The organism is Sphingomonas melonis DAPP-PG 224 (assembly GCF_000379045.1).
Taxonomy (GTDB): domain Bacteria; phylum Pseudomonadota; class Alphaproteobacteria; order Sphingomonadales; family Sphingomonadaceae; genus Sphingomonas; species Sphingomonas aquatilis.
This window is the reverse complement of the sequence record NZ_KB900605.1, coordinates 3,135,030-3,158,727: the sequence shown is the minus strand read 5'-3', so window position 1 is coordinate 3,158,727 and position 23,698 is coordinate 3,135,030. Positions and strand designations below refer to the sequence as shown.

Annotated in this window: 19 protein-coding genes; 10 read left to right on the top strand and 9 right to left on the bottom strand. The window is 67.7% G+C overall.

Annotated elements, in window-relative coordinates; all coding sequences use genetic code 11:
• Positions 1–20 precede the first annotated feature (20 nt).
• Entirely contained in the window at positions 21–3,632 is a 3,612-nt protein-coding gene (gene putA, locus SPHME3_RS0115255; RefSeq protein WP_017978446.1) for a trifunctional transcriptional regulator/proline dehydrogenase/L-glutamate gamma-semialdehyde dehydrogenase, read from the bottom strand.
• 113 nt (positions 3,633–3,745) lie between these two features.
• Between putA and SPHME3_RS0115250 the strand changes: the two genes are divergently transcribed.
• Positions 3,746–4,219 (top strand): Lrp/AsnC family transcriptional regulator, encoded by a 474-nt coding sequence (locus SPHME3_RS0115250; protein ID WP_017978447.1) that lies wholly within the window; start codon positions 3,746–3,748, stop codon positions 4,217–4,219.
• A 38-nt stretch (positions 4,220–4,257) separates the two neighbouring features.
• Positions 4,258–5,880, top strand: a complete 1,623-nt coding sequence (locus SPHME3_RS0115245; protein WP_017978448.1) for a M28 family peptidase — start codon at positions 4,258–4,260, stop codon at positions 5,878–5,880.
• 40 nt (positions 5,881–5,920) lie between these two features.
• Here the strand turns inward: SPHME3_RS0115245 and SPHME3_RS0115240 are convergent, their stop codons facing one another.
• The 4 genes from SPHME3_RS0115240 to SPHME3_RS0115225 form a co-directional block, all read right to left on the bottom strand.
• Positions 5,921–7,300, bottom strand: coding sequence for a carbohydrate porin (locus tag SPHME3_RS0115240; protein ID WP_017978449.1), 1,380 nt, complete (start codon positions 7,298–7,300; stop codon positions 5,921–5,923).
• A gap of 25 nt (positions 7,301–7,325) precedes the next feature.
• The gene (locus tag SPHME3_RS0115235; protein ID WP_017978450.1) at positions 7,326–8,981 is read right to left on the bottom strand and encodes an NRAMP family divalent metal transporter; all 1,656 of its coding nucleotides are present in this window, start codon (positions 8,979–8,981) and stop codon (positions 7,326–7,328) included.
• A 44-nt stretch (positions 8,982–9,025) separates the two neighbouring features.
• Entirely contained in the window at positions 9,026–9,175 is a 150-nt protein-coding gene (locus SPHME3_RS21395; protein ID WP_017978451.1) for a hypothetical protein, read from the bottom strand.
• Between the two features lie 428 nt (positions 9,176–9,603).
• Entirely contained in the window at positions 9,604–10,665 is a 1,062-nt protein-coding gene (locus SPHME3_RS0115225) for an SDR family oxidoreductase (protein ID WP_017978452.1), read from the bottom strand.
• A 91-nt stretch (positions 10,666–10,756) separates the two neighbouring features.
• Between SPHME3_RS0115225 and SPHME3_RS0115220 the strand changes: the two genes are divergently transcribed.
• Entirely contained in the window at positions 10,757–11,137 is a 381-nt protein-coding gene (locus SPHME3_RS0115220) for a winged helix-turn-helix transcriptional regulator (RefSeq protein ID WP_017978453.1), read from the top strand.
• 158 nt (positions 11,138–11,295) lie between these two features.
• Positions 11,296–11,433 (top strand): hypothetical protein, encoded by a 138-nt coding sequence (locus SPHME3_RS21135; RefSeq protein WP_017978454.1) that lies wholly within the window; start codon positions 11,296–11,298, stop codon positions 11,431–11,433.
• Here the strand turns inward: SPHME3_RS21135 and SPHME3_RS0115210 are convergent.
• Entirely contained in the window at positions 11,397–12,062 is a 666-nt protein-coding gene (locus SPHME3_RS0115210) for a helix-turn-helix domain-containing protein (RefSeq protein WP_018251022.1), read from the bottom strand. The genes SPHME3_RS21135 and SPHME3_RS0115210 overlap by 37 nt on opposite strands.
• A 366-nt stretch (positions 12,063–12,428) precedes the next feature.
• On the opposite strand from SPHME3_RS0115210, the gene SPHME3_RS0115205 reads away from it, so the two are divergent.
• Together SPHME3_RS0115205 and SPHME3_RS0115200 are read left to right on the top strand one after the other, a co-directional pair.
• Positions 12,429–13,532, top strand: a complete 1,104-nt coding sequence (locus tag SPHME3_RS0115205; protein ID WP_017978456.1) for a sensor histidine kinase — start codon at positions 12,429–12,431, stop codon at positions 13,530–13,532.
• A 55-nt stretch (positions 13,533–13,587) separates the two neighbouring features.
• Complete coding sequence (locus tag SPHME3_RS0115200) at positions 13,588–13,938, top strand: response regulator (RefSeq protein ID WP_017978457.1); 351 nt, start codon at positions 13,588–13,590, stop codon at positions 13,936–13,938.
• 95 nt (positions 13,939–14,033) lie between these two features.
• On the opposite strand, the gene SPHME3_RS0115195 is transcribed toward SPHME3_RS0115200, so the two are convergent.
• On the bottom strand, positions 14,034–14,222 hold the full coding sequence (locus SPHME3_RS0115195; RefSeq protein ID WP_017978458.1) for a hypothetical protein: 189 nt from the start codon (positions 14,220–14,222) through the stop codon (positions 14,034–14,036).
• A 212-nt stretch (positions 14,223–14,434) separates the two neighbouring features.
• On the opposite strand from SPHME3_RS0115195, the gene SPHME3_RS0115190 reads away from it, so the two are divergent.
• The 4 genes from SPHME3_RS0115190 to SPHME3_RS0115175 all read left to right on the top strand — a co-directional run bounded on the left by SPHME3_RS0115190 (position 14,435) and on the right by SPHME3_RS0115175 (position 19,395).
• A complete protein-coding gene (locus tag SPHME3_RS0115190; protein WP_017978459.1) occupies positions 14,435–15,568 on the top strand; it encodes a Gfo/Idh/MocA family protein in 1,134 nt (377 codons plus the stop codon).
• Between the two features lie 137 nt (positions 15,569–15,705).
• Positions 15,706–17,046, top strand: coding sequence for an alpha/beta hydrolase (locus tag SPHME3_RS0115185; RefSeq protein WP_024310516.1), 1,341 nt, complete (start codon positions 15,706–15,708; stop codon positions 17,044–17,046).
• Entirely contained in the window at positions 17,043–18,581 is a 1,539-nt protein-coding gene (locus tag SPHME3_RS0115180) for a GMC family oxidoreductase (RefSeq protein WP_017978461.1), read from the top strand. Before SPHME3_RS0115185 ends, SPHME3_RS0115180 begins: the two co-directional genes overlap by 4 nt.
• Before the next feature lie 10 nt (positions 18,582–18,591).
• Entirely contained in the window at positions 18,592–19,395 is an 804-nt protein-coding gene (locus SPHME3_RS0115175; protein ID WP_017978462.1) for an SDR family NAD(P)-dependent oxidoreductase, read from the top strand.
• 23 nt (positions 19,396–19,418) lie between these two features.
• On the opposite strand, the gene SPHME3_RS0115170 is transcribed toward SPHME3_RS0115175, so the two are convergent.
• Positions 19,419–21,245 (bottom strand): glycoside hydrolase family 15 protein, encoded by a 1,827-nt coding sequence (locus tag SPHME3_RS0115170; RefSeq protein ID WP_017978463.1) that lies wholly within the window; start codon positions 21,243–21,245, stop codon positions 19,419–19,421.
• Positions 21,246–21,472: 227 nt separating this feature from the next.
• Positions 21,473–23,560: a catalase gene (locus SPHME3_RS0115165; RefSeq protein WP_017978464.1), complete on the bottom strand. Its 2,088-nt coding sequence runs from the start codon at positions 23,558–23,560 to the stop codon at positions 21,473–21,475.
• Positions 23,561–23,698: the final 138 nt, after the last annotated feature.

Genomic DNA, 23,698 nt, shown 5'->3' with positions numbered 1-23,698 from the left:
GACGCGCCCCAGCCGGTGGGTCAGCCGATCGCCATCAAACTCGCGTTGCCGCCCGCCGCCGTCGTGTTGATCGACGTCGACACCTCCTCGACCAGCCAGTCGAGGCGATAGCCCGCGCAGCCCGCCTGGGGCAGTACGATCGGACCGGGCAGCTCGGCGAGCGCGGCCAGCGCGGCGGAGACGTGCGCGGCCTCGCCCTCGATCAGCGCGCCCGCGAAAGCAGGCGCACGCCGCCAGTCGTCGGCGATCCGCACGCGGGCGGTGACGCTCGGCGGCAGCGCGGCCAGCGCCGCGGCCAGCGATCCTGCCTCGCCGACGACCGCGTCGTTCCCGGCGGCGAGCGCGGCGCCGATCTGTTCGATCAGGCCGTCGCGCGTCTGCGGCAGCAGCAGCACGCGTCCGCGCGGGTGGAGGGCGTAGAGGTTGCGTTCGCCGACCGGGCCGGCCAGCTCGGTCGCCGCGCCGAGCATCGACGTGGCGATCGCATCGCGGACGCGCGTGGCGAGCGCGCGCTCGCCACGATCCTCCAGCCACAGCGCCAGATTGCGCGCGGCGGGATCGGCATGGTCCGACACAACCGCTGGCGGCAGGTCTGCGCCCGACACCAGCCGGCCGAGGTACAGCGGCCCGCCCGCCTTGGGGCCGGTGCCCGACAGGCCGCGCCCGCCGAACGGCTGCACGCCCACCACCGCGCCGATGACGTTGCGGTTGATGTAGAGATTGCCCGCCTTCACCCGGCTGGTGACATGCGCGATCGTCTCGTCGAGGCGCGTGTGCAGGCCGAACGTCAGGCCATAGCCGGTGGCGTTGATCCGGTCGATCAGCCGGTCCAGCTCGGCGCGGCGGAAGCGGACGACGTGCAGCACCGGCCCGAACACCTCGCGCTCCAGCTCGGCGATGTCGGACAGTTCGACGATCGTCGGCGCGACGAAGGTGCCGTGCGCGGTGTCGCCCGCGAGCGCGAGCTGTTCGACGCGGTGGCCGCCGTCACGCATCTTCGCGATGTGCGCGTCGATATTGGCCTTCGCCTCGGCGGTGATGACCGGGCCGATGTCGGTCGCCAGCGCGTCGGTGCGGCCGATCGACAGCTCGTGCAGCGCGCCCTTGATCATCGCGAGCGTGCGGTCGGCGACCTCCTCCTGCAGACACAGGATGCGCAGCGCCGAACAGCGCTGGCCTGCGCTGTCGAAGGCGGAGGCGATGACGTCCGCCACCACCTGTTCGGCGAGCGCGGAGGAATCGACGATCATCGCATTCTGCCCGCCGGTTTCGGCGATGAAGGGGATGGGCGATCCGTCCGGCAGCAGACGCTTGGCCAGTTCCTTCTGGATCAGCCGCGCGACCTCGGTCGATCCGGTGAACATCACCGCCATCGTCTCGGGCGCCGCAACCAGAGCCGCGCCGATCGCGCCATCGCCGGGCACGAAGTGCAGCACGTCCGTCGGCACGCCGGCCGCATGCAGCAGGCCGACGCCCTGCGCGGCGATCAGCGGCGTTTCCTCGGCGGGCTTGGCGAGCACCGCATTGCCCGCGACCAGCGCCGCGGCGACCTGTCCGATGAAGATCGCCAGCGGGAAGTTCCACGGGCTGATGCAGGTGACGACACCCAGCGGGCGATGGCCGGTGCCCAATGTGGCGCGCGCCTGCTCGGCGTAGTAGCGCAGGAAGTCGATCGCCTCGCGCACCTCGGCGATGGCATTGGGCAGCGACTTGCCCGCCTCGCGCACGATCAGCGCCAGCAGCTGCGGCATGCGCGCTTGCATCGCGTCGGCGGCGCGGTCGAGCATCGCGGCGCGTTCCGCCGGGGTGGTCGCGGCCCAGCCAGGCGCGGCGGCCTGCGCGGCGCGGGCGGCGGCCCGAGCCTGATCGACCGACACCTCATGCACTGTACCGACGCGGTCGCGATGATCGGCGGGGTTTAGCACCGCGCGGGGCGTGCCGACGACGCCGGCGTCCCACGGGCCTTCGCCCGCCATCGTCTCGCTGAGCATCGCCAGCGTGGTTTCGTCGCTGAGGTCGAGGCCGGCGGAATTGCGGCGCGAGCTGTACAGGTCCTGCGGCAGGGCGATCTGCGGGTTCTTCTGCCCCGGCGCGGCCATCGCGCGCACCGCCTCCACGGGGTCCGCGACCAGATCGGCGATCGAGACTTCGGGATCGGCAATGCGATTGACGAAGGACGAGTTCGCGCCATTTTCCAGCAGGCGGCGGACGAGATAGGCGAGCAGCGTCTCATGCGTGCCGACCGGCGCGTAGATGCGGCACGGGCGGTTCAGCTTCTCCGCGCCGACGACTTCGTCGTACAGCGGTTCGCCCATGCCGTGCAGGCACTGGAATTCATAGTCGCCGACGGTGAAGTCGGGGCCCGCCAGATGGTAGATGGTGCTGAGCGTCTGCGCATTGTGCGTCGCGAACTGCGGGAACACCGCATCGCGCGCGCCCAGCAGTTTCCGCGCGCAGGCGATATAGGCGACGTCGGTGTGGATCTTGCGGGTATAGACCGGGAAGTCGGCAAGGCCATCGACCTGCGCGCGCTTGATCTCAGCATCCCAATAGGCGCCCTTGACCAGCCGCACCATGATCCGCCGGTTGGCGCGGCGGGCAAGGTCGACGATCCAGTCGATCACGAACGGGCAGCGCTTGCCATAGGCCTGCACGACGAAGCCAAGGCCATCCCAACCGGCCAGATCGGGATCGGTGGCGAGGCTTTCGAGCAGGTCGAGCGACAGCTCCAACCGGTCGGCCTCTTCGGCATCGATGTTGAAGCCGATGTCATAGCCCTTGGCCATCACCGCGAGCGCCTTCACGCGCGGCAGCAGCTCGCCCATCACCCGCGCCGCCTGCGCGCGGACGTAACGGGGGTGGAGCGCCGACAGCTTGATCGAGATGCCAGGCCCGTCGAAGATGCCGCGGCCGGCCGACGCCTCGCCGATCGCCCGCACGGCGTTTTCATAATCGCGATAATAGCGGTCGGCATCCGCTGCCGTGGTCGCCGCTTCGCCCAGCATGTCGTAGCTGTAGCGGAAGCCGCGCGCCTCCAGCGGGCGGGCGCGCTTCAGCGCCTCGGCGATCGTCTCGCCCGTGACGAACTGTTCGCCCATCATGCGCATCGCCATATCGACGCCGCGGCGGATCACCGGCTCACCCGCACGCGCGATCAGCCGGGTGAGTGCGGCGCCCAGGCCGCTGTCGTTGACGCTGCCGGTCAGCTTGCCGGTGACGACCAGGCCCCAGGTCGCCGCATTGACGAACAGCGAGCGGCCGTCGCCGACGTGGCTGCGCCAGTCGCCGCCCGCGATCTTGTCGCGGATCAGCGCGTCGCGCGTTGCCGTATCGGGGATGCGCAGCAGCGCCTCGGCAAGGCACATCAGCGCGACGCCCTCCTGGCTGGACAGCGCATATTCCTGCACCAGCCCCTCGACGCCGGTGCCCTTGTGCTTGGCGCGTAGCGCGGTGACGAGCGCCGTCGCCGTCGCGGCGGCGTCGCGGCCGATCGCGTCGGGCAGCGTCGCGGCATCGAGCAGCGGCGCGAGGCATTCTGCCTCCGGCCGGCGATAGGCGGCGGTGATCGCGGCGCGCAGCGGCGTCTGCGGGCGGACGGGCGGCGCGAAATCGGCGAAGGGCGGGCGGGTCATGGGCGAAGGTCCTCTCTACGATCCGCCCATATCGACTTTCGCGCTGGCGATCCGTCCGAAATGCGCGCAGGATCGCGCCGAACGACCCGATTTTTGAGAGTGTCACAGGCCAAATGGACGGCAAACCATCCCAGAACGCGCCGATCGATACGTTCGACCGGCGCATCATCGAAGCACTGCGCGACGATGGCCGCCTGTCTGTTACCGAACTCGCCCGCCGTGTCGGCCTGTCGAAGACGCCGTGCCAGGTGCGTCTGCGCCGGTTGATCGATCAGGGCTATATCCTCGGCTTTCGCGCGGTCATCGATCCCGTGCGCCTGGGGCTTGATCATATCGCTTTCACCGAGGTGAAGCTGTCCGACACGCGCGAAGCCGCGCTCGATGCGTTTCGCCGCGCCGTGCTGCGCATTCCGGAGGTGGAGGAATGCCATATGATCGCCAGCAGCTTCGATTATCTGCTGAAGGTCCGCACCCCCGACATCCGCCGCTATCGCGAGGTGCTGGGCGAGCGTATCTCGGCGCTGCCGCATGTCGCCAACACCTCCACCTTCGTCGCGATGGAAACGATCCGCGACGCGGGCGTGTAGCGCTTGCGCGTCACGATCGGTTGGGTCACGCTGCCGGCATGACCCGCTGGCTCCCCCTTCTGTTGCTGACCGCCGCCACGACGGCGTCGGCCGATCCCCGCGCACCCATCCTGTCGGCGGCGCGGATCAAGGCCGATGTGAAGACGCTGAGCGCGGACGATTTTCACGGGCGCGGGCCGACCCAGCCGGGTGAGGCGATCACGCTCGCCTTCCTCGAAAAACGGTTCGCGGCGCTCGGGCTGCGACCGGCGGGGGATGCGGGCTATCGCCAGACCGTCCCGCTGCTGCGCTGGACGCGCGAGACCGCGCGGTTCGACCTGTCGCTGGGCGGCAAGACTGAGGCGCTGCGGCCCGGCGTCGAGATTGCGGCATCGTCGCGCATCGTCGGAACGACGACGCTCGATCGCGCGGGCGTCGTCTTCGTCGGCTATGGCGTGGTCGAGCCGCGGCTGGGCTATGATCCGTATCGCGGCGTCGATGTGCGCGGCAAGGTGGTGGTCGCGCTCGCCGGCGATCCCGATGTCGAGGCGGGGCGCGATCTGGGCTTCGGCGGGCGCGCATCCAGCCCGGCGGCGCGCACCAAATTGGCTGAGGCGCAGAAGCATGGCGCCGCCGCCTTCTTCCAGATCCACGATACCTTTCCGTCGAGCTACCCCTGGCTGCAGCTCGCCAACAGCGATGCGGTGCCCGGCTATGCGCTGGACACGGGCAGCGTTCCGCCGGCCTTCGGCATTCGCGGCACGTTGCGCAACGATATCGGCGTCGCGCTGCTGCGGCAGGGCGGCCTCGATTACGCTGCCGCCAAGCGCGCGGCGCAGCGGGCGGACTTTCGCGGCGTCGCGTTGCAGGGCGTGGCCTTGTCGGCCGATGTCCGCACCAGCCTAGACCGCGCGGTCAGCCACAATATCGTCGGCATTCTGCCCGGCACCGATCCCGCTGCGGGCAGCATCCTGTATGGCGCGCATTGGGATGCCTATGGCGAGAATGCGTTCGATCCGCCCGCCGACCGGATCCGCAACGGCGCCGTGGACAATGGCACCGGCACTGCGACCCTGCTGGAGATCGCGCGCGCCTTCGCGGGCGCGCCGCGCCTGCGCCGCTCGGTCGTGTTTGCCCTCTGGACGGCGGAGGAAAAGGGCCTGCTGGGCGCGACTTGGTATGCCGACCACCCCGCGCTGCCGCTGGCCACCACGGCGGCCCAGTTCAACCTCGACCCGCATGTCGTGCTGGGGCGGACGCGCGATCTGGAGCTGATCGGCGTCGGCCGTACCCCGCTGGAGCAGGACCTCGCCCGCGTCGCCGCGGCGCAGGGGCTGCGGATCGTGCCGGAGGAGAATACCGAGGCGGGCTGGTATTACCGTTCCGACCATTATGCCTTCGCGCAAAAGGGCGTGCCGGGCGTCTACTTCCGCGCGGGGCGCGATCTGGTGCGCGGGGGTGCCGCTGCGGGCGAGCGGGAGCGGGCGCGCTACAATGCCGAATGCTATCACCAGACCTGCGACGCGTTCAAACCGGGCTGGGACATGACCGGCGCGGCGCAGGAAGGCAGCGTCGCCTATGCGCTGGGCCGCGAGATCGCGGCCGGCGCGACCTGGCCGACGTGGAACGCCTCCGAACCGTTCGCCGCTGAACGCGCGAAGAGCGACGCGGCGCGCCGCTGACGCGCCGCCATCGCGGTCCGGCTCCGGCCGGCGTCCCCGGTCAGAAGGCGCCGTGGGCCCGGAAGGCGAACACGTTGGCCGGCCCGCGATCCCGATTGTAGCCGGGATTGGCGATAAACTGATAATCGACGGTCAGCTCGACACCCCGCGCGGCGGCGATCTTGTAATAGGCCTCGCCGATCCGTTCGGCGCCGGGGTTCGGCAGGCGGCCGTCCCCGACGAGGACGCCCAGGCCCCCGGCATCGAGATAACGTTGGTGGTCCCGGCTGATCGCGTTGACGATGACGACCGCCCCCAGCGTATCGCCGCTCCGTCCCCAACCGGCACCGCGCAGCGACAGCCCGGCCTGCGCCGTCCGGTCGATGTCGGTGAAGTCATAGGGCTCGACCTGCCCGTCCGCGATGCCGGCGCGGGCGAAGACGCCGAGCGTGTCGCTCGCCGCCTGTTCGACGTTGATGCCGATGCCCGCCCGCGTGCGACGGCTGCGCACCAGGCCGGTATCGGCGACGTCGCCGGTCCGCGCCGCCAGCGCCAGTACCTCGTCGAAGCGCCCGAACCGGCCGCGGTTGCGGAAGAGCGTGACGCGCACCGCGCCCGGCCGACCGGCCAACTGGTGGCGATGCTCCACCTCGGCATCGAGCTGATACTGGCCGAAGCCCCTCTCCAGCGTCTCGCCGTTGGGGACCTTCGACAGGTTGAAGGCGCCCAGGCGCAGCGTCCAGGCGGCCCGATACCATTCGGCGGCGATGCCGGTGCTGTAGCCCCAGGCGTCGGCGGCATAATCGAAGCTGCCCGTGTCGACCGCCGACCAGTTGAGGAAATCGGCGCGCGGATCGTGGGCGTAGATGTTCGTGTCGAACACGTCGCCGACGCCGAACTTGCCGATGGTCAGCACCAGACGATTCGCGGTGCGCGATCCGGCGAGCTGGTTGGCGAAGCCGGCCACCGCCTCGCGCGCGCCGCCCAGGTCGATGGTCTGGCGCAGGAACAGCCGTTGCAGGCGCGTGTAGGGTGCAGTGCGGCCGACCTTATAGGCTTCCGCGCTGGGGAAACCGGCGACGCCGAGCGTGTTGGACAGGCCGAAGCCCTGGTCGATCTCGGGGTTCACCCACAGCTCGCCGCCCGCCCAGGGCCGCACGCCGGCATAGAGCGTGACGTCGACGGTCTCCTTCGCCTGACGCGGGGTCAGGCTGTTGGCACCGGCATAGGGCGAGGCGAAGCCGGGCGTGGCTTGCAGGACGACCGTCGCCTGCCCGTGGACCGCGTACCGTTGATCGTCCGGCATGGCTTCGGCCGCGATCGGCGTGGCGGGCGCGGTGACGGCCGGCGCGCGGTCCTGGACGGTCTGCGCTGCAGCGGGCGCGTGCGGGATGAGGCCGGCGAGCGCGCAGGCGCCCGCCAGTGGGAAAAGCCGGGTCATGATAAGTCCCCTTGGACGGTGCCGGTTACAGCTGATGTGTCAGCGCGAGGTGAATGATGCGGACCAGCACGAAGCCGCCGGCGACGACGAGATAGAGCCGCAGGATGCCGAGCCAGGCTTTCTCGCCGCGTCCCAGCATGGCGGGCGCGAGGGTATCGAGCGGCGGCATCCGCCAGTCCGCGCGGCCGCGACGGTCGATCGCCTCCGCCGTCCCGCCGGTCAGCAGGCGCAGGCCCACCCAGCCGATCAGCGCCAGCGCCGATCCCCCGCCCAAAATCCACAGCATCGCCGCCGCGCCGATCGTCGGGAACAGCACCGAGGCCGTCAGGATGACCGACAGCAGGACGAGGACGGCGATCACCGCACCGGTGAACAGGTTCAGCCAGCGCCCGTTGCGCCATGGCCCCAGCACCGCCGTGTCGTTGCACAGCAGCAGCAGGAACACGGTCGCGCTGGGCAGCAGCACGCCCGCGAGCGACTGCACCGCATTGGTCAGCAGGCCCAGCGGCGTGCCCGGGATCAGCACCAGCGCCGCCGCGACCCCGATCAGTCCGGCGAAGACGAGGTAGAAGGGGATCGAGTCCTTCGGTGAGCGGTGCAGCGAATGCCGGATGCCGAACGTGTCGCCGATGGCATAGGCCGTGCTGAGCGACACCGCTGCCGCGCCGATGATCGAGGCATCGATCAGCGCGATGGCGAACAGGATGCCCATCAGCCGACCGGCATGCGCCTCGATCCCGCGCGCGATCGCGCCGGCATCGGTGAAGTGGCCCACGCCCGCGGTGCCGGCGAACGCGGCGGCGGTAAACGCCATCATCGCGACCGCGCCAACGATCACCACGGCGATGCCGACCCACAGATCGATCCGGCTATAGGCCATGAAGCGCGGCCCGATCCGCTTGTCGATCAGATAGCTCTGCTGGAAGAACAGCTGCCAGGGCGCGACGGTGGTGCCCACGATCGCAATGATCAGGAGCATGACGTCGGCGAGCTGCCCGCCCGCGGGCATGTGCGGCACGACCATGTCGCGCGCGATCTGCCCGACCGGCGGGTGGATCGCGACGGCGATCGGGACGAGCAACAGCGATCCGAACACCAGCACCATCATGAAGCGTTCGAATCGGCGGAAGCTGCCCGTGCTGGCGGCGGCGACGATCAGGACCGATGCGATCGCCACGCCGGCAAGCCGCGGCACGCCGAGATAGTCGAGGCCCAGCGCGATGCCGATGAATTCGGTGACGATCGTCAGGGCGTTGAGCAGGAACAGGTCGATGACGCTGAACGCCCCCCAGAAGCGGCCGAAGCGCTGGAAGATCAGCCGGGCATGGCCGACCCCGGTCACCGCGCCGAGGCGCAGCACCATTTCCTGGTTCACATAGATGACGGGGACGAGCAGCAGCAGCGTCCACACAAGGCTAGTGCCGTAATTCTGCCCCGCTTCGGTATAGGTGCCGAACGCGCCGGCATCATTGTCGCCGACCATGACGATCAGGCCGGGGCCGACGATCGCGGCCAGCGTCAGCAGGCGGCGCCGCCAGCCACGGCGCGCGCCGGTGTCGGTTTCGGCGATGGTGCCGAACGCACCGATGATGTCGCCCGTGTGGGCGCTGTCGAGATGAGCGGTGGCGCGCGGCGGGCGCGCACCGCCGGGGCCGCTCAGGGCCAGGGCATGCAAGGTCATGGCACGAACTCCGCGTGCGGGTAATCTTTCAGGGGTGCGGCAGATCAGGCGGCGCGGAACGCCGCCACGCGTCGGCGCGGGTCATCGTCCGTCGCGTGCAGGGGGCGGGACGCGGCGAGGCGGATGCGTCGGCTGAAGGCTTCGACGCGGGTGGTGTCCACGTGCCGTTCGACACGCGCGAGATAGATGGTCATGGGCGACCTCCTTGGTTCCGGTGGATGTCCGGTCCAGGAGATCGCGGCACCGCGTCAGGCGGTGGGCACGAACTCCCCGACCGGGTCACGTCCGGCGATGCCGATCAGCGGAGCAAAGCTCCTACTGTCGCCCTCGCTGGACATGGGGCTAGATCGAGGTTTCATTGCTGTCCTTCTTCGACGCGCAGACGCGAGCCGTGAAATCGAGTCGCGACCGCCGCGACCGATGGCGCCAGATACGCCTCCGGGGCACAGGATCAACCCCTCTTTCGTCCCGTCGCGACGCAGGGACGGGGCGGGGTGGCGAGGCGGGAGAGGCGGGCGGATATGGGATGCCGCCCTGCCGATCCGGTGACGGGCGGCAAACGACAGGGCTGCCGCGGCGACCCGGGGATCGTCGCGTGTTCGGCGCGTGCGCCGATCCAGCTTTACGGGATCAGCCGGTCGGCGCGCAGGCGTTCGAACAAGGCGAAGAAGGCATCGTCGGTCGGCTGGTATCCGGTGAACCCCAGCCGGCGGCTCTTGCTCATGTCGGTGACCACCTCGATCGGCCGGCCGAGGTCGGCATCGGTGTGCCAGGGGGAGGCGAGACGGCTGAGGTCTGGCTCGGCCAGCCCCTCGCGCGTCGCGATTGCCCGCCAAAGCGCGGCGTCGTCCGCCATCTGCCGTTCCAGCGGGCGCACGATGCCATCGAACGGCGCCGCCGCGATGCCGAACCAATCGGCGATGCGGTGCCACATCCACTGCCAGCGAAAGACGTCGCCGTTGACGACGTTGAACGCCTCGTCATGCGCCGCCTCGGTGTCCGCCGCCCAGATGAGGTGGCGGGCGAGCTGCCGCGCGTCGGTCATGTCGGTGAGGCCCGACCATTGCGCCGCCGATCCGGGAAACGTGAACGGACGCCCCGTCTCGCGGCACAGCGTCGCATAGACCGCGAGCGTCGTGCCCATGTTCATGGCATTGCCGACGGCGAGACCGATCACGGTATGCGGGCGATGGACGCTCCGGGTGAAGCCATCGCGCACGGCGGCGGCGAACACCTCGTCCTCCTGCGCGTAATAGAAATTCTCGACGTCGAGCCGTCCCTGCTCCTCGCGGAACGGCGTTTGCGGCAGCGTGCCCTGCCCATAGGCCTCGAACGGCCCGAGATAATGTTTCAGGCCGGTGACCAGCGCGACATGGCGCGGGCCCGTCGGCTTGGCGAGGCCGTCGAGAAGGTTGCGCACCATGGCCGCGTTGACGCGGATGTTCTCCGCCTCGCTGTCCTGCCGCAACCATGTCGTGATGAAGACGGCGTCGGGGTCGATGCCGCGCAGCGCCGCGGCCGTGGCGCGCGCGTCCAGCAGATCCGCCGCGACTGGTTCCACGCCCGCCTGACGGGATGGGCGACGGGCGAGGCCGTGGACCGTCCAGCCCTGCTCGACCAACAAGGCCGCCGTCGCGCTGCCGACGATCCCGCTCGCGCCAACCACCAATGCCGTCTTCGTCATAGCTATCTCCTTGATAGGCGGAAGCTAGGCACGGCCCCGACACGCTTCTAGACGGCACCATTCGCCTACCCAGGCACCAGGAGGTAACCACATGCAACCGGGAACGCCCGATGAGGAATGGCGCGAGGATTGCGCGCCCCGCCGCGTGCTGGAGCTGTTCGCGACCAAGTGGACCAGCATGGTGCTCCACACGCTGTCCGCCCGTCATGGCGGCGCCGCGCGCACGGGTGTGCTGCACCGCAGCCTGCCGGGCATATCGAAGAAGATGCTGACCCAGACGCTGCGCGATCTGGAGGCGAGCGGATTGCTGAGCCGGCACGTGCAGAGCGCCATACCGCCTGCCGTCGAATATCGCCTGACCGACTTGGGCCGGCGCTTCGTGGAGCCCGTCGAACTGCTCTACGCCTGGGGGCGGGACAATGCGGACGCGCTGGACGCGCTGCATCCCCGTGCGACGTCGCGCCGGGCGTGACCGATCCGACGACCGGCTTTCAGGGAGGGAACGGTCGGCGCGAACGCGACGAGTCGCGCACGAAGACAGTGGTGTCGCCCGGTCATGTCCCGTACACTTGCGAAAACGTACCCGACCACGGGTGTTTAGGATTGAGGTGTACCGTGGACAAATGCAGCATGCAAAAGGCGTTCGATCACCTCGAGGCCGCGATGACCATTTTGGATGCGGAGGGGCAAACCGCTGCGGCGGCGCAGCTCGATCACGTGATGCAGATGGTTCAGGCCACCATCACCGCAGCGTCGGGCGCATCGTAAACGGTCGCGAGCATCGCTTCGACCCGCTGCAACCCCGATTGGGTCAATAACAGGTCGATCGTCGGGTCTCCGTCCCGTTCGATGATGCCGCGTTGCTGCAGCACCGCGACCCAGCGCTGCGTGGTCGAGCGGGCGATGCCGGCATAGGCGGCGATCTGGCTGATGCCGATGCTGCGCCCCTCCGCTTCCGCCAGATAGACGCCTATCAGTATCGATCCGATCGGGTCCGTGCTCAGATCGGGTCCGAACAGCCTGACGCGCGTCTCATGGACATGGCGGATGCTGAGGGCGGTCGCCCATAGCCGGGCCGGCGGCAATTGCCGCCCGTTATCCCGCCAGAACAAGGTCGCGATCAGGCGATCGGGGTCGGAGAAGCGCGTGACGAGCAGATTGGCCGCGATCGTCGTGCCATCCGGGCGCAGATAGCGTTTCTGGAACCGGAGCGGCGCGGCGCCGTCCTCCAGCATCGCAAGCATATCGACGCTGCGCTGCAAATCGCGCGGGTCGGTAATGTCGCGAAACGAGGCGCCGATGACATCGCTCTCCTCGCGCTTGAGCAGATCAAGAAAGGCCTGGTCGGCCTGAAGGATGACCCCCTCCAGTGAAGACACGCAATGTGCAGCTGGCATTTGTCTCACCGTTAGACCCGTATCGGCAATATACATCAGTCGAATTAACCCGCAAGTCGGTTATGGGCTGATCGACAATTGCAAGCAAACGGCAAAACCTCTTCGTCATGTAATGAAATATAGTCTGAACTGGATGTATATTTGGCGGAGAGCCGCGATGGGATGGGCGATTGCTATCCTGCAACCGCTCCCTGCCTTCCGCTCATGGCGCGATGTAGTCGATGCTTGGCGCCGATACGCCGCTATTGGAGCCGAAGCAGTCTGATCGCATTCGACCGCGCGTCGCCGGATGTTCGTGGCCCTGTCATGCGGGGCATCCAAAAAAAAGACGCTGCCAAAGGGCCGCGGGATGGCTAGACCCGGTCCGTGACCATCGCCGCCGTCCACGATCCCCGCTTACCGTTCCCGGCATCGGGGGGCGATTGCGCGGCGACGTTGCGGGCGATCGACTGGATCGCGCATCCGCTCGGCGATCCGCTCGGCTGGCCGGCACCCTTGAAGACCGCCGTTCAGATCGTACTGTCCTCGGCCTTTCCGATGATGGTGCATTGGGGGGCGGAGCTGTTCACCGTCTACAACGATGCCTATGCGCGCATCCTCGGCCGCAAGCACCCTGGGATGCTGGGACAGCCGGCGCGCGCATGGTGGTCGGAGATGTGGGACCAGCTGACGCCGATCTTCGATCGCGTGCTGGCGGGCGAAACGGTGTTCATCGAGAACGGCCGCTATACGCCGGATCGCGACGGCGTGTCGAAGGAAGCCTTCTTCACGCACTCGCACAGCCCGCTTTGGGATGTGGATGGCCGGGTCGCGGGCATCTTCCTCGTCGTCACTGAAACTACGTCCGAAGTCGTCGCCAGGCGGGACCGTGACGCGGCCACGGAGCAGCAGATGCTGCTGAATGAGGAACTGGCGCATCGGATCAAGAACACGATGAGCGTCGTGCAGGCGATCGCGCACCAGACGCTCGACAAGGTTGAGGATCAGGAGGCCGTCACCGCCTTCGGCAAGCGGCTGTCCGCGCTGGCCGCGGCGAACGACGTGCTGACGCGCGACCAATGGTCCACGGCCAAATTGGGCGACGTTGCGATCGGCGCGCTGGCGACGTTTGGGGAGGATCGGTTCCTGCTGTCCGGCCCCGACGTGATCATCGGGCCCAGGGCGACGCTGTCGCTGTCGCTGATGCTGCACGAACTGGCAACGAACGCCGCCAAATATGGCGCGCTGACGGCGCCGGCGGGCCGGGTGGCGGTGGATTGGGTGGTGCGCCGGGATGGCGACACGGACATTCTTGACCTGTGCTGGACGGAGCGGGGTGGGCCGCCGGCGACGCAGCCGACGCGCAAGGGATTCGGATCGCGGTTGATCCGCATGGGTCTAACCGGCTCCGGCGGCGTTGAACTCCGGTACGAGGTGCAGGGCCTGACGGTCACTGCGACGGCCCCGCTCTATCAGGTTCAAGAGGCGTAGCGCGTCAGCACACGACATGGGACAGTCCGAACCCCTTACCCGTTGGCCGGTCCTTGTGGTCGAAGACGAACCGATCCTGCGGATGGACGCGATCGGCATGGTCGAGAAGGCGGGGTTCGAAGCCGTCGAGGCGATGAGCAGCGCCGACGCGATCCGGTTGCTGGAAGAGCGGCTGGACATCCGTCTGGTGTATATGGACCTCGACATGCCGCGCAGCCGCAAGGGCATCGAGATCGCGGCGGCGATCCGCAAGCGCTGGCCGCCGATCGAAATCATCCTCACCGCCGCCTATTTCACGCGAGACAGCGTCCACCTCCCCGAAAGAACCGAATTCTACCCCAAACCCATCAACCGCGACGAAATCGTCGACGCTATGCGGCGGCTGGTAAACCGCTCAGCTGCTTGAGTTTTTTGCAGTCCTGTAGCGCTCGGATTGAGCTGGAGGATGTCGCCGCGCCGGTCGCTGTCCAATGCGTAAGGTAATTGTGAAGCGCGGCTCCTTCACATCGCGGTGACGGCACCCACCGCTGTAATCGTGGCGCGCCGTCGCGCCGTCTGCTGTTGCTCCGACAGCGGTTTGCCGAGCGCGGTCTTCCCGTCTCGCCGTTCCGGCATCCGATCGCCGAGAAAGCCGATCACGACCAGGGCGGTCAGCACGAACGCCGCCACCGCTCCAAGAACGGCATACATGGGTTTCCCTGTCTTCATGCGCTCGGCCTGTCCTGCGTTCGACTGCGCGACCAAACCACCGAACGGACAAAACGAGCCTTTAGGGGAGGGATCCGGACCTAGTGTGAGGCGGCGACTGCGGCTGACATCTCCCGGTGCGCGCTGCCGAGTCGGGGGAACCATATACCGCGCTGGAGCGGTTGCGCCTGACTTTCCCCGATCAGGAGTTTCGCATGAGCATCGCTTCGGCACTCGGCCTCGGTGGCCGCAAGGTCCGCTACGCTATCGTTGGCCTGGGCGACATTGCGCAGGAGGCGTTGATGCCGGGCGTGTCACATACAGGCAATTCGACGATAACCGCCTTGGTGTCGGGCGACCCCGAAAAGTTGACGCAGCTCGGCAAGCGATATGGCGTCAAGCATCTGTACGGGTACGAACAATTTCCGGCCTTGCTGGCATCGGGCGAGATCGATGCCATCTATCTTGCGACGCCGAACTGGCGGCATGCCGAATTTGCGGTGCCGGCGCTGGAAGCGGGTATCCACGTCCTCAGCGAAAAGCCGCTCGATGTGTCGTCGGCCAAGGCGCGCGAGATCATGGCGGCGGCGGTCAAGGGCAAGGCGAAGCTGATGACCGCCTATCGGCTGCATTTCGAACCGGCGACGCTAGATGCCATTCGCCGCATTCGGGCGGGCGAATTGGGTGACCTGATCGCCTTCACCGCCTGCTTCACGCAGATGGTCGATCCGGCCAACCATCGCGCGAAGAACGGGATCGAATCGGGGCCGCTGTTCGACATGGCGCCCTATCCGATCAATGCGATCCGCTATCTGTTCGAGGCGGAGCCGCTGGAGGTCGTCTCTGCGGTCGCGACACGTCACCCGGAGTCGGGCTTCGGCGATCTGGACGATACCTTCGCGGTGACGCTGCGCATGCCGGGCAGCCGCCTGGCCCAGTTCACGGTCAGCTATTATGCGAACCAGGTCGACACTCTGACGATCGCGGGCACGAAGGGATCGATCCAGATGGATCCCGCCTTCGGCTTCGGTCAGGGCCTCGCACACCGGCGCCGCATCGGGGACAAGGAAAGCCACGAGACGTTCAAGGCGACGGACCAGTTCGGCGGCGAGCTGAAATACTTTTCCGACTGCATCCTCGAGGATCGGAGCCCGGAGCCGGACGGCGAGGAGGGGTTAGCCGACTTGCTGATCATCGAAGCGATCGTGAAGGCGCTGGACACCGGCCAGTCTGTCAAGGTGCCTCATATCGGCCGCACGCGCCGGATCGATCCGGACGCGCAGGAGCAGACGCTGCGAGCAGTATCGGTGCCCGATCCCGTCAACGCCGCATCGCCGACCGGCGAATGATCGTTCGGTCGCGGCCGCAGGCAAGGATCCGCGGCCGCGACCAGTGATCGGCGAGCATCATTTCGACCGCCTTTGGAACCGAATGCTTGCCGCGCGACTTCAATATAAGTTGCTGATCTACATGAAAGTCGACGCGCGTGGCCCGTTTGTTTTTCCTCCACGCGCTGGGTGCGAGCGCGCGCGAATGGGATGGCGTGATCGCCACCCTTGGCGAACACTATGAATGTATTCCGCTCAACCTGCCGGGCTTTGGTGGCCGTGCGGACAGCGAGTGCGATGTCGCGGGGCTGATCGATTGGTTCGGTGGCGAAGTGGCCCGGCATCAGCCGCAGTCCTGGGCGGTGGTCGGGCACAGCATGGGCGGCAAGATCGCCACCTTGGCCGCGGCGCGCGCCCGCGATGGCGATGCGCGTTTTGCAGGTCTTACCGCAGTGGCTCTGCTTGCGGCGTCACCGCCAGCGCCGGAGCCGATGGAGGAGGATCGGCGCAAACTGATGCTCGACTGGTTTGCCGATGGCGCGATCGATGCGGACGAGGCTGCCCAATTCGTGGACGACAACACCGCTGCACGGTTGCCCGAACCGCTCCGCGAACGGGCCATCGCCGATGTCCGCTGTTCAGGGCGGAAGGCTTGGACGGGCTGGCTGGAACGCGGCAGCCGCGAGGATTGGCAGGAGGCCGCGGGTCAGATTGCGGTGCCCGCGTTGATCCTGGCGGGCGGTGAAGACGGCGATCTGGGGGAGGATGCACAGCGCCGCCTCAACCTGCCGCATTATCCCGCCGGTCGCATCAGCGTGATCGAGGGGGCGGCGCATCTGCTGCCCTATGAACAGCCCGATGCGGTTGCCCAGGCGATTGCGGACCACGTGTCTGCGGCCTTTGCCCGCGCATTGCCGCCGGCGATGATCGCGCTGCTGGCGTCGGATCGCGTCAGCTCCCGCACGCGCGCGGTCTTGACGGCGCGTCACGCGGTGCCGGGCCCGCTAACCCTGCTGTCGGATCGGCAGGCGGCGACGCTGGCGGCGTTGATCGAGGCCGTCTTGCCGGGGGCGGGCGATCCCGGCGAGCTTGCCCGGCGGATCGATGCGATGATGGCGGCGGGGCGGGGTGACGGCTGGCGGTGTGCGGAGCTGCCCGCGGATGCCATGTGCTGGCCCGCGGCGCTCGACACGCTCGACGCGATGGGCGGCGGATTTGCAGATGCCGACCCAGCTGCGCGTGAGCGCTGCTTGCGGAGCTTGGCTGCCGGCAAGGCGGCCGAAACCGGCGGAGCGCTGTCACCCCATCAGATGCAATTGTGGTTCGCGGAGGCGCGCGGCGAGATCGCACGTCAATGGATGGCGCTGCCGGCGACGATGGCGCGCATCGGTTACGACGGATTTGCGATCGGCGGCGATGGCGTGCGCAAGCAGGGCTATGTCCGCGCCGCCGCGGATACGATCGAACCCTGGCAACAGCTCGCGGGCACGCGCGCGTGAGTGCTGCCATCGGGACCGGCAACGATCCGGTCGACGTCGTGGTCATCGGCAGCGGAGCCGGCGGCGCGCCGCTGGCGGCCCGGCTGGCACAGGCGGGCGTCTCAGTCGTCGTGCTGGAAGCCGGTCGCGCCTTTCGTCCGGACGAGCATGTCGCCGACGAATTGGCAGCCGACATTTATTGGATGGAGGAACGGCTGAGCGGCGGTGCCGATGCCACCGCGTTCGGCGCCAACAACAGCGGCATGGGCGTCGGCGGATCGACGCTGCATTGGGGCGCCTTCTGCCCGCGGCCGGATGCGCGGGACCTTCGGCTGCGCTCGCTCAGTGGCCACGGCGAGGACTGGCCGATCGCGCATGGCGAACTGACCCATTATATCGAGGCAGTCGAGCGGTGCATCGGCGTGTCGGGTCCGGCGACTTATCCCTGGGACCCGGCGCGGCGTTACGAATTGCCGCCCGTGCTGCGCAACGCGTCTGCCGACGCGATGGCGCGTGGCTGTGCGGCGCTGGGCATTACGGCGACCGATGCACCGGCTGCGCTCGTGTCGCAGGACCGCGCCCAGCCGCACTGGGGCATCCGGCAAGCGTGCATCAATTGCGGCACCTGCCACCAGGGTTGCCGTGTCGCCGCCAAGGCTAGCGCGGATACGAGCTGGCTGCCGCTCGCTGTGGCGCATGGTGCCGAGGTGCGCGCGGAATGCCGGGTGATCGATCTGGAGCGCGACGGCCGCGGCCGCGTGACGGCGGTCGTCTACGATCGCCGTGGACAGCGCCTGCGTCAGCGCTGCGACGCCGTGTTCCTGTGTGCGGGCGGCGTGGAAACGCCGCGGCTGCTGCTGAACCTCGGCCTGGCCAATTCCAGTGGGCAGGTCGGGCGCAATTTCATGGCGCATGTCGCGACGCAGGTGTGGGGTCGGTTCGATGCGGATATGCGCATGAACCGCGGCTATCCCTCGTCGCTGATCAGCGAGGATATGATGCGCCCCGCAGACCTCAATGCCGCGGGTGGGTATCTGATGCAGAGCCTGGGCGTGCTGCCCGTCACGCTGGCGACCAATCTGGCGCGTGGGGCCGGCCTCTGGGGGCAGGCGCTGGTCGATCTGCTCGACGATTACAATCGGCTGGGCGGCATCGGCATCAACGGCGAATGCCTGCCGTCCGACGCCAATCGTCTGACGCTGTCGGATGAGACCGACGCCTACGGGCTGCGCAAGGCGCGGATCGACTTCAGCTATGGCGAAAACGAACGTGCGATCGATGCCCATGCGCGCGCGACGATGACCGCGATCTGGGAAGCGGCGGGGGCCCGCGACATCCTGGCGGTGGATCGCTCCGCGCATACGATCGGCACGTGCCGGATGGGCGTCAGCGGCGATCGCGCGGTGGTCGATCCCGACGGCCGCAGCTTCGATATCGCGAACCTGTTCATCTGCGACAATTCGGTGTTCCCGAGCGCGCTCGCCGCCAATCCGGCGTTGACGATCATGGCGCTGTCGCTGCGCACGGCCGACCGTTTCCTCGCCAATCGACGTTAAGGAGAAGACTATGGATCTGGGTATCACGGGACGGATCGCACTGATCAGCGGCGCGGATTCGGGTATGGGCAAGGAAACCGCCCGGCTGCTGCTCGAAGCGGGCGTACGCGTCGCGGTCACCGACAAGCCGGGCGGCACGCTGAATGATGCGGTGCGCGAGTTGTCCCCGCTCGGCGAGATCGTCGCGGTGACGGGCGACGTGACCAAGGTGGACGAGGTGACGGCGATCTGGCGGCAGGTGCGCGAAAAGCTGGGCGACCCCGACATCTACGTCAACGCCGCGGGCGTCACCGGTGCGACCGGGGATTTCCTGGAGGTGGACGATGCGGGCTGGCTGGAGACGCTAGACATCAACCTGATGGGTGCGGTGCGCATGTGCCGTGAGGCCATCCCGGCGATGCGCACGAAGGGCTGGGGCCGCATCGTGCTGTTCGCGTCGGAGGATGCGGTGCAGCCCTATATCGACGAGCTCGCCTATTGCGCATCCAAGGCCGGGATCCTCAGCCTCGCGAAGGGATTGTCCAAGGCCTATGGCTGCGACAACGTGCTGGTGAACACCGTGTCGCCCGCCTTCATCGCGACGCCGATGACCGACAAGATGATGCGCAAGCGCGCCGAGGAAAAGGGCGTGTCGTTCGACGAGGCGATCGCCAGCTTCCTGGAGGAAGAGCGCCCCGGCATGGTGCTGAAGCGGCGTGGCAAGCCCGAGGAAGTCGCCGCGGCCGTCGCCTTCCTGTGTTCGGAGCGCGCCAGCTTCATCAACGGCGCCGGCATCCGCGTCGACTCCGGATCGGTGTTCACGATCGCCGGCTGAGGTGTGGCCGGGAGGCCGCCTGCTCAGTCGCAGGCGGCTTCGTCGTTAAGGACGGACAGCGCCATCAGATGCGCGAGGTGGCTGAGGCCCTGGGGCAGGTTGCCGAGGAAGGCGCCGGTGTCGGGGTCGACCATCTCGGCCAGGATGCCGTGGCCGTGTGACAAAGCGGCGGTCAGCTCGTCGAGCATCGCGCGCGCCTGATCGCGCTGGCCGAGCAAGGCGCGCGCCTCCACCATCCAGAACGAACAGGCCAGGAAACAGCCCTCTTCCCGCGGCATGCCGGTGTAGCGATAGTGGAAGGGGCCGGCGCCCAGTTCACGGTCGATCGCGTCGAGCGTCAGGCGCAGCCGTTCCTTCCCATCGAAGCCGAAGCGAACCGCGAGCGCCAGCGACGCATCGATCGCGTCGGCACCCGGGTACATGACGAACGCCTGGCGCACGTCCGACCAGCATTCCGCCTCGATCCAGTCCTTGATCCGGTCGCGTTCGCGCTGCCAGCGTTCGCGGCAGGTGGTGGGCAGCTGGCCCTGATCGGCAAGTTCGACCGCGCGGGCGAGCGCCTGCCAGCAACTGATCTTCGACATCGTATAATGCCGTTCGTCCTGCAATTCCCACATGCCCGCATCCGGCAAGCGCCAGCGATCCGCGCATTGATCGGCGAGGTGCGAGAAGAATTCGGCGCTGGCGCTGTCGAGGATGTTGCCGCAGGCGACGAAGCAGGAGGCGGTTTCGAAGATATCGCCATAGACGCCGTGCTGCGCCTGATCGGTTGCCAGATTGCCGGTGACGACGGGCTGGCTGTCGCGATAGCCGGGCATCGCCCATTCGGACACGTTCGGCACCACGCCGCCACCGAGCGTGTAGCAGACGCGCGTTCCCGTCTCGCGCAGCTGGTTGAGCAGCCAGGTGAACGCGGCCTTCGCCTCCGCCTGCGCGCCCGCGGTCAGGAACGCCTTGATCGTATAGCCGGCGTCGCGCACCCAGGCGTAGCGATAGTCGTAATTCTTCTCACCCCCGATCCCCTCGGGCAGCGACGTCGTCGCGGCAGCGGCAATCGCGCCCGACGGCGAGTAGAGCAGCAGCTTCAACGCGAGCGCACTGCGCAGGAAGGCGGGGCGATCGGCGCCGCGATAGGTGACGCCGGCGGCCCAGTCGCGCCATTCGGTATCCGACGTGTCGATGCGGGCGTCGATTTCCGCAATCGGCGGCACGACCAGCGGCTCGTCGCGTCCCGCGACGATCGCCACGGTGCGCCGTTCGCCGGCTGCGACCGTCACCGAACCGGTGATGCCTTCGTCGGACCAGCGGCATTCGACCGCGTCATCATGGATGAACAGGCCGAGCACACGCTCGACATGGAAGACGGTGTGTTCGCCGATCGTCGAATGATAGGGATTGACCGTATCGCCGCGCCGTCCCGGACGCATCGTCAGCACAAACCGGACTTCCCCTTCCAGCCCTTCGATCCGCCGGGCCAGTTCCGCCCAGGGCAGCCGCCCCGCAGTGCCGCTGTTGAGCGATTCGGTCAGGCGGGCTTTTCCCGTGGCCGTCGTGAACACGGTTTCGAGGACGTTGCTGTCGTCGCGGTAGCGGCGGTCGATCGTAAACGGCCCGTCCGGCGTCAGGCTGAACCGGCCGCCGCGATCCGCGTCGAGCAGGCGGTCGAACAAAGGCGGGGAATCGAGGTTCGGCACGCACCACCAGTCGATCGACCCGTCGCACCCGGACAGCACCACCGACCGCCCGTCGCCAAGCGCGCCATAGCCGGCGAGCGGGAGATAGCCGTCCTTGCGCACATGTGCCGGATCGGCGGTCGGGGCACGCAGGCGCTCGATCAACCCGGTCAGCATGCGGAGGGACGCCGGTTTCGCCGCGTATAGTCCTGAATCATCCGCGGCAGTCCCAAATGGTTGTGCCGCTTACAATGTTTGTGATCCATGTTGGTTTCTGGGCGCCGGCACGCTGGCGTCAGGTTTGCGCGCCGGCAGACATCCGGCAGCCGCCCATCGGCAGCGCTGCCTGCCTGCCTAAGGGCGGATCGTGGCTGGCCGCACGCCGGGGCCAGCCACGCTTACGCTCAGGCTAGAGTGCGAACGCTGGCCTCCCGGTCCCAATAGCGCTTCTTGGCCGCCTCGACGAACCCAGGCAGATCGGTGATCCCCTCGTCGGGCTCGACGCCGGCCTTATCGAGCAGGGGCTTGGCTGCGGCATTGTGCCCGATCGCTTTCAGATGGCCGAAGGCGTCCATCACCCATTGGACCGCAGCGCCCTCCTTGACGAGTTTGGCACAAGCCGCCTCCGACAGTATGACCGCACAGGCATCGACCGTCACCGACGGCTGGCCGAACAGCTGCGCGTCGGCGGCGATCGTGCTGCCATTGGATAGCGGGACCTTGCCGACCTTGGGCGCGATCGTCATCGCCGTGCCACCGGCGGCCTTCACCGCATCCTGCACCGCCTTCAGCCCGCCGGCGTCGGTGCCGTCGGCGATCAGGATGCCGACCGTGCGCCCCTCCAGAGTGTGCTTTTCGAGCGGACCACGGATGATCCGCAGCGCGGGCGAGGGGGCCATGTCGAGCACCGGCGCTGCGGTCTTCGACGCGGGCGGCAGGTCCATGGCGAGGCCATCGGCGACGCGTTGCGCCAGATCCTCGTCAACGTTGCGCAGATTGGCCATCATCGCGATGCGGATATGCTCCAGGCTGACCTTGCTCAGCTCGAACACCAGGGCAGAGGCGATGTGCGCCTGTTCGGCCAGGTCCATCGACCGGAAGAACATGCGCGCTTGGCTGTAATGATCGGCGAAGCTCTCCGGGCGGATGCGCAGCTTCTGGCCCTGTTCTTCGGACGGGAAGGTCTTGTAACCGCCATCCGGGTCCTCGCGCGCACCGGCTTCCTCGCCCGCCCGTGCGAGGCTGTTGGGCTCGTAATTGGCGCGGCCCTTGGGCACCGCCATCTGCATGTGCCCGTCGCGCTGCTGGTTCATGAACGGGCAGCCCGCCGCGGCGGCGCGCCCCTTCGCACTGTTGATCGGCAGCTGGTGGAAATTGACCGAGCCCAGTCGCGACAGCTGCGTGTCGGTGTAGCTGAACAGGCGCCCCTGCAGCAGCGGATCGTTCGAAAACCCGATGCCGGGCACGACATGGCTCGGCACGAACGCGGCCTGCTCGGTTTCAGCAAAGAAATTGTCGGGATAGCGGTCGAGCACCATCCGCCCGACGATGCGGACCGGCAGCACCTCTTCGGGAATGATCTTCGTCGCGTCGAGCACGTCATAGGGCTGGCTGTTGGCGAAGTCCTCGTCGAACAGCTGCACGCCCAGCTCCCATTCCGGGAAGTCGCCGCGATCGATCCGCTCGAACAGGTCGCGGCGCTGGAAATCGGGGTCGGCGCCCGCGATCTTCACCGTCTCGTCCCAGATCGTCGAGGCGAGGCCCGCTTTCGGCTTCCAGTGGAATTTGACGAAGGTCGACTTCCCTTCCTTGTTGATGAAGCGGAAGGTGTGGACGCCGAACCCCTCCATGTTCGCGAAGGTGCGCGGCAGCGTGCGGTCCGACATCGCCCACATGACCATATGGGTTGATTCGGGCATCAGGCTGATGAAGTCCCAGAAGGTGTCGTGCGCGGTCGCCGCCTGCGGATAACCGCGATCCGCCTCCATCTTGGCGGCATGGATCAGGTCGGGGAATTTGATCGCGTCCTGAATGAAGAAGACGGGGATGTTGTTGCCGACGAGGTCCCAATTTCCCTGCCGGGTATAGAATTTGACCGCGAAGCCGCGCACGTCGCGCGGCGTGTCGATCGATCCCGCACCGCCCGCGACGGTCGAGAAGCGCGTAAACACCTCGGTCCGCTGGCCCTTCTTCTGGAACAGGTCGGCGACGGTGATGTCGGCGAGGCTGTCGGTGCATTCGAAATAGCCATGAGCCGCGCTCCCGCGCGCATGCACGATGCGCTCGGGGATGCGCTCGTGGTCGAAATGGTTGATCTTCTCGCGGTAGATTTCGTCTTCCAGCAGCACCGGGCCACGCGCACCCGCCTTCAGCTGGTTCTGATTGTCGGCGATCGGCGTGCCGTGATTGGTGGTCAGTACCGGATGCGCATCGTCGGTGATCTGATGGGTCTCGCCGCCCGAATAGGGGGCGTTTGGCGTGGTCTCGGTCATGATGGCTCCTCGTACTTTGACACTGCAAACGAGCCGTCGGGCCGGTCGGGTACGGGGATGATCTGGATCAATACGATTTCAGGTCGGTCGCGGGACTGCGGCGATGGTGGGCGCGGGCGATCAATACGGACCGCCTAT

What these genes read in the sequence shown, in the direction of transcription:
- putA (WP_017978446.1), bottom strand. Translation starts at nt 3,632, where the DNA reads ATGACCCGCCCGCCCTTCGCCGATTTCGCGCCGCCCGTCCGCCCGCAG.
- SPHME3_RS0115250 (WP_017978447.1), top strand. Translation starts at nt 3,746, where the DNA reads ATGGACGGCAAACCATCCCAGAACGCGCCGATCGATACGTTCGACCGG.
- SPHME3_RS0115245 (WP_017978448.1), top strand. Translation starts at nt 4,258, where the DNA reads ATGACCCGCTGGCTCCCCCTTCTGTTGCTGACCGCCGCCACGACGGCG.
- SPHME3_RS0115240 (WP_017978449.1), bottom strand. Translation starts at nt 7,300, where the DNA reads ATGACCCGGCTTTTCCCACTGGCGGGCGCCTGCGCGCTCGCCGGCCTC.
- SPHME3_RS0115235 (WP_017978450.1), bottom strand. Translation starts at nt 8,981, where the DNA reads ATGACCTTGCATGCCCTGGCCCTGAGCGGCCCCGGCGGTGCGCGCCCG.
- SPHME3_RS21395 (WP_017978451.1), bottom strand. Translation starts at nt 9,175, where the DNA reads ATGACCATCTATCTCGCGCGTGTCGAACGGCACGTGGACACCACCCGC.
- SPHME3_RS0115225 (WP_017978452.1), bottom strand. Translation starts at nt 10,665, where the DNA reads ATGACGAAGACGGCATTGGTGGTTGGCGCGAGCGGGATCGTCGGCAGC.
- SPHME3_RS0115220 (WP_017978453.1), top strand. Translation starts at nt 10,757, where the DNA reads ATGCAACCGGGAACGCCCGATGAGGAATGGCGCGAGGATTGCGCGCCC.
- SPHME3_RS21135 (WP_017978454.1), top strand. Translation starts at nt 11,296, where the DNA reads ATGCAAAAGGCGTTCGATCACCTCGAGGCCGCGATGACCATTTTGGAT.
- SPHME3_RS0115210 (WP_018251022.1), bottom strand. Translation starts at nt 12,062, where the DNA reads ATGCCAGCTGCACATTGCGTGTCTTCACTGGAGGGGGTCATCCTTCAG.
- SPHME3_RS0115195 (WP_017978458.1), bottom strand. Translation starts at nt 14,222, where the DNA reads ATGTATGCCGTTCTTGGAGCGGTGGCGGCGTTCGTGCTGACCGCCCTG.
- SPHME3_RS0115190 (WP_017978459.1), top strand. Translation starts at nt 14,435, where the DNA reads ATGAGCATCGCTTCGGCACTCGGCCTCGGTGGCCGCAAGGTCCGCTAC.
- SPHME3_RS0115175 (WP_017978462.1), top strand. Translation starts at nt 18,592, where the DNA reads ATGGATCTGGGTATCACGGGACGGATCGCACTGATCAGCGGCGCGGAT.
- SPHME3_RS0115170 (WP_017978463.1), bottom strand. Translation starts at nt 21,245, where the DNA reads ATGCTGACCGGGTTGATCGAGCGCCTGCGTGCCCCGACCGCCGATCCG.
- SPHME3_RS0115165 (WP_017978464.1), bottom strand. Translation starts at nt 23,560, where the DNA reads ATGACCGAGACCACGCCAAACGCCCCCTATTCGGGCGGCGAGACCCAT.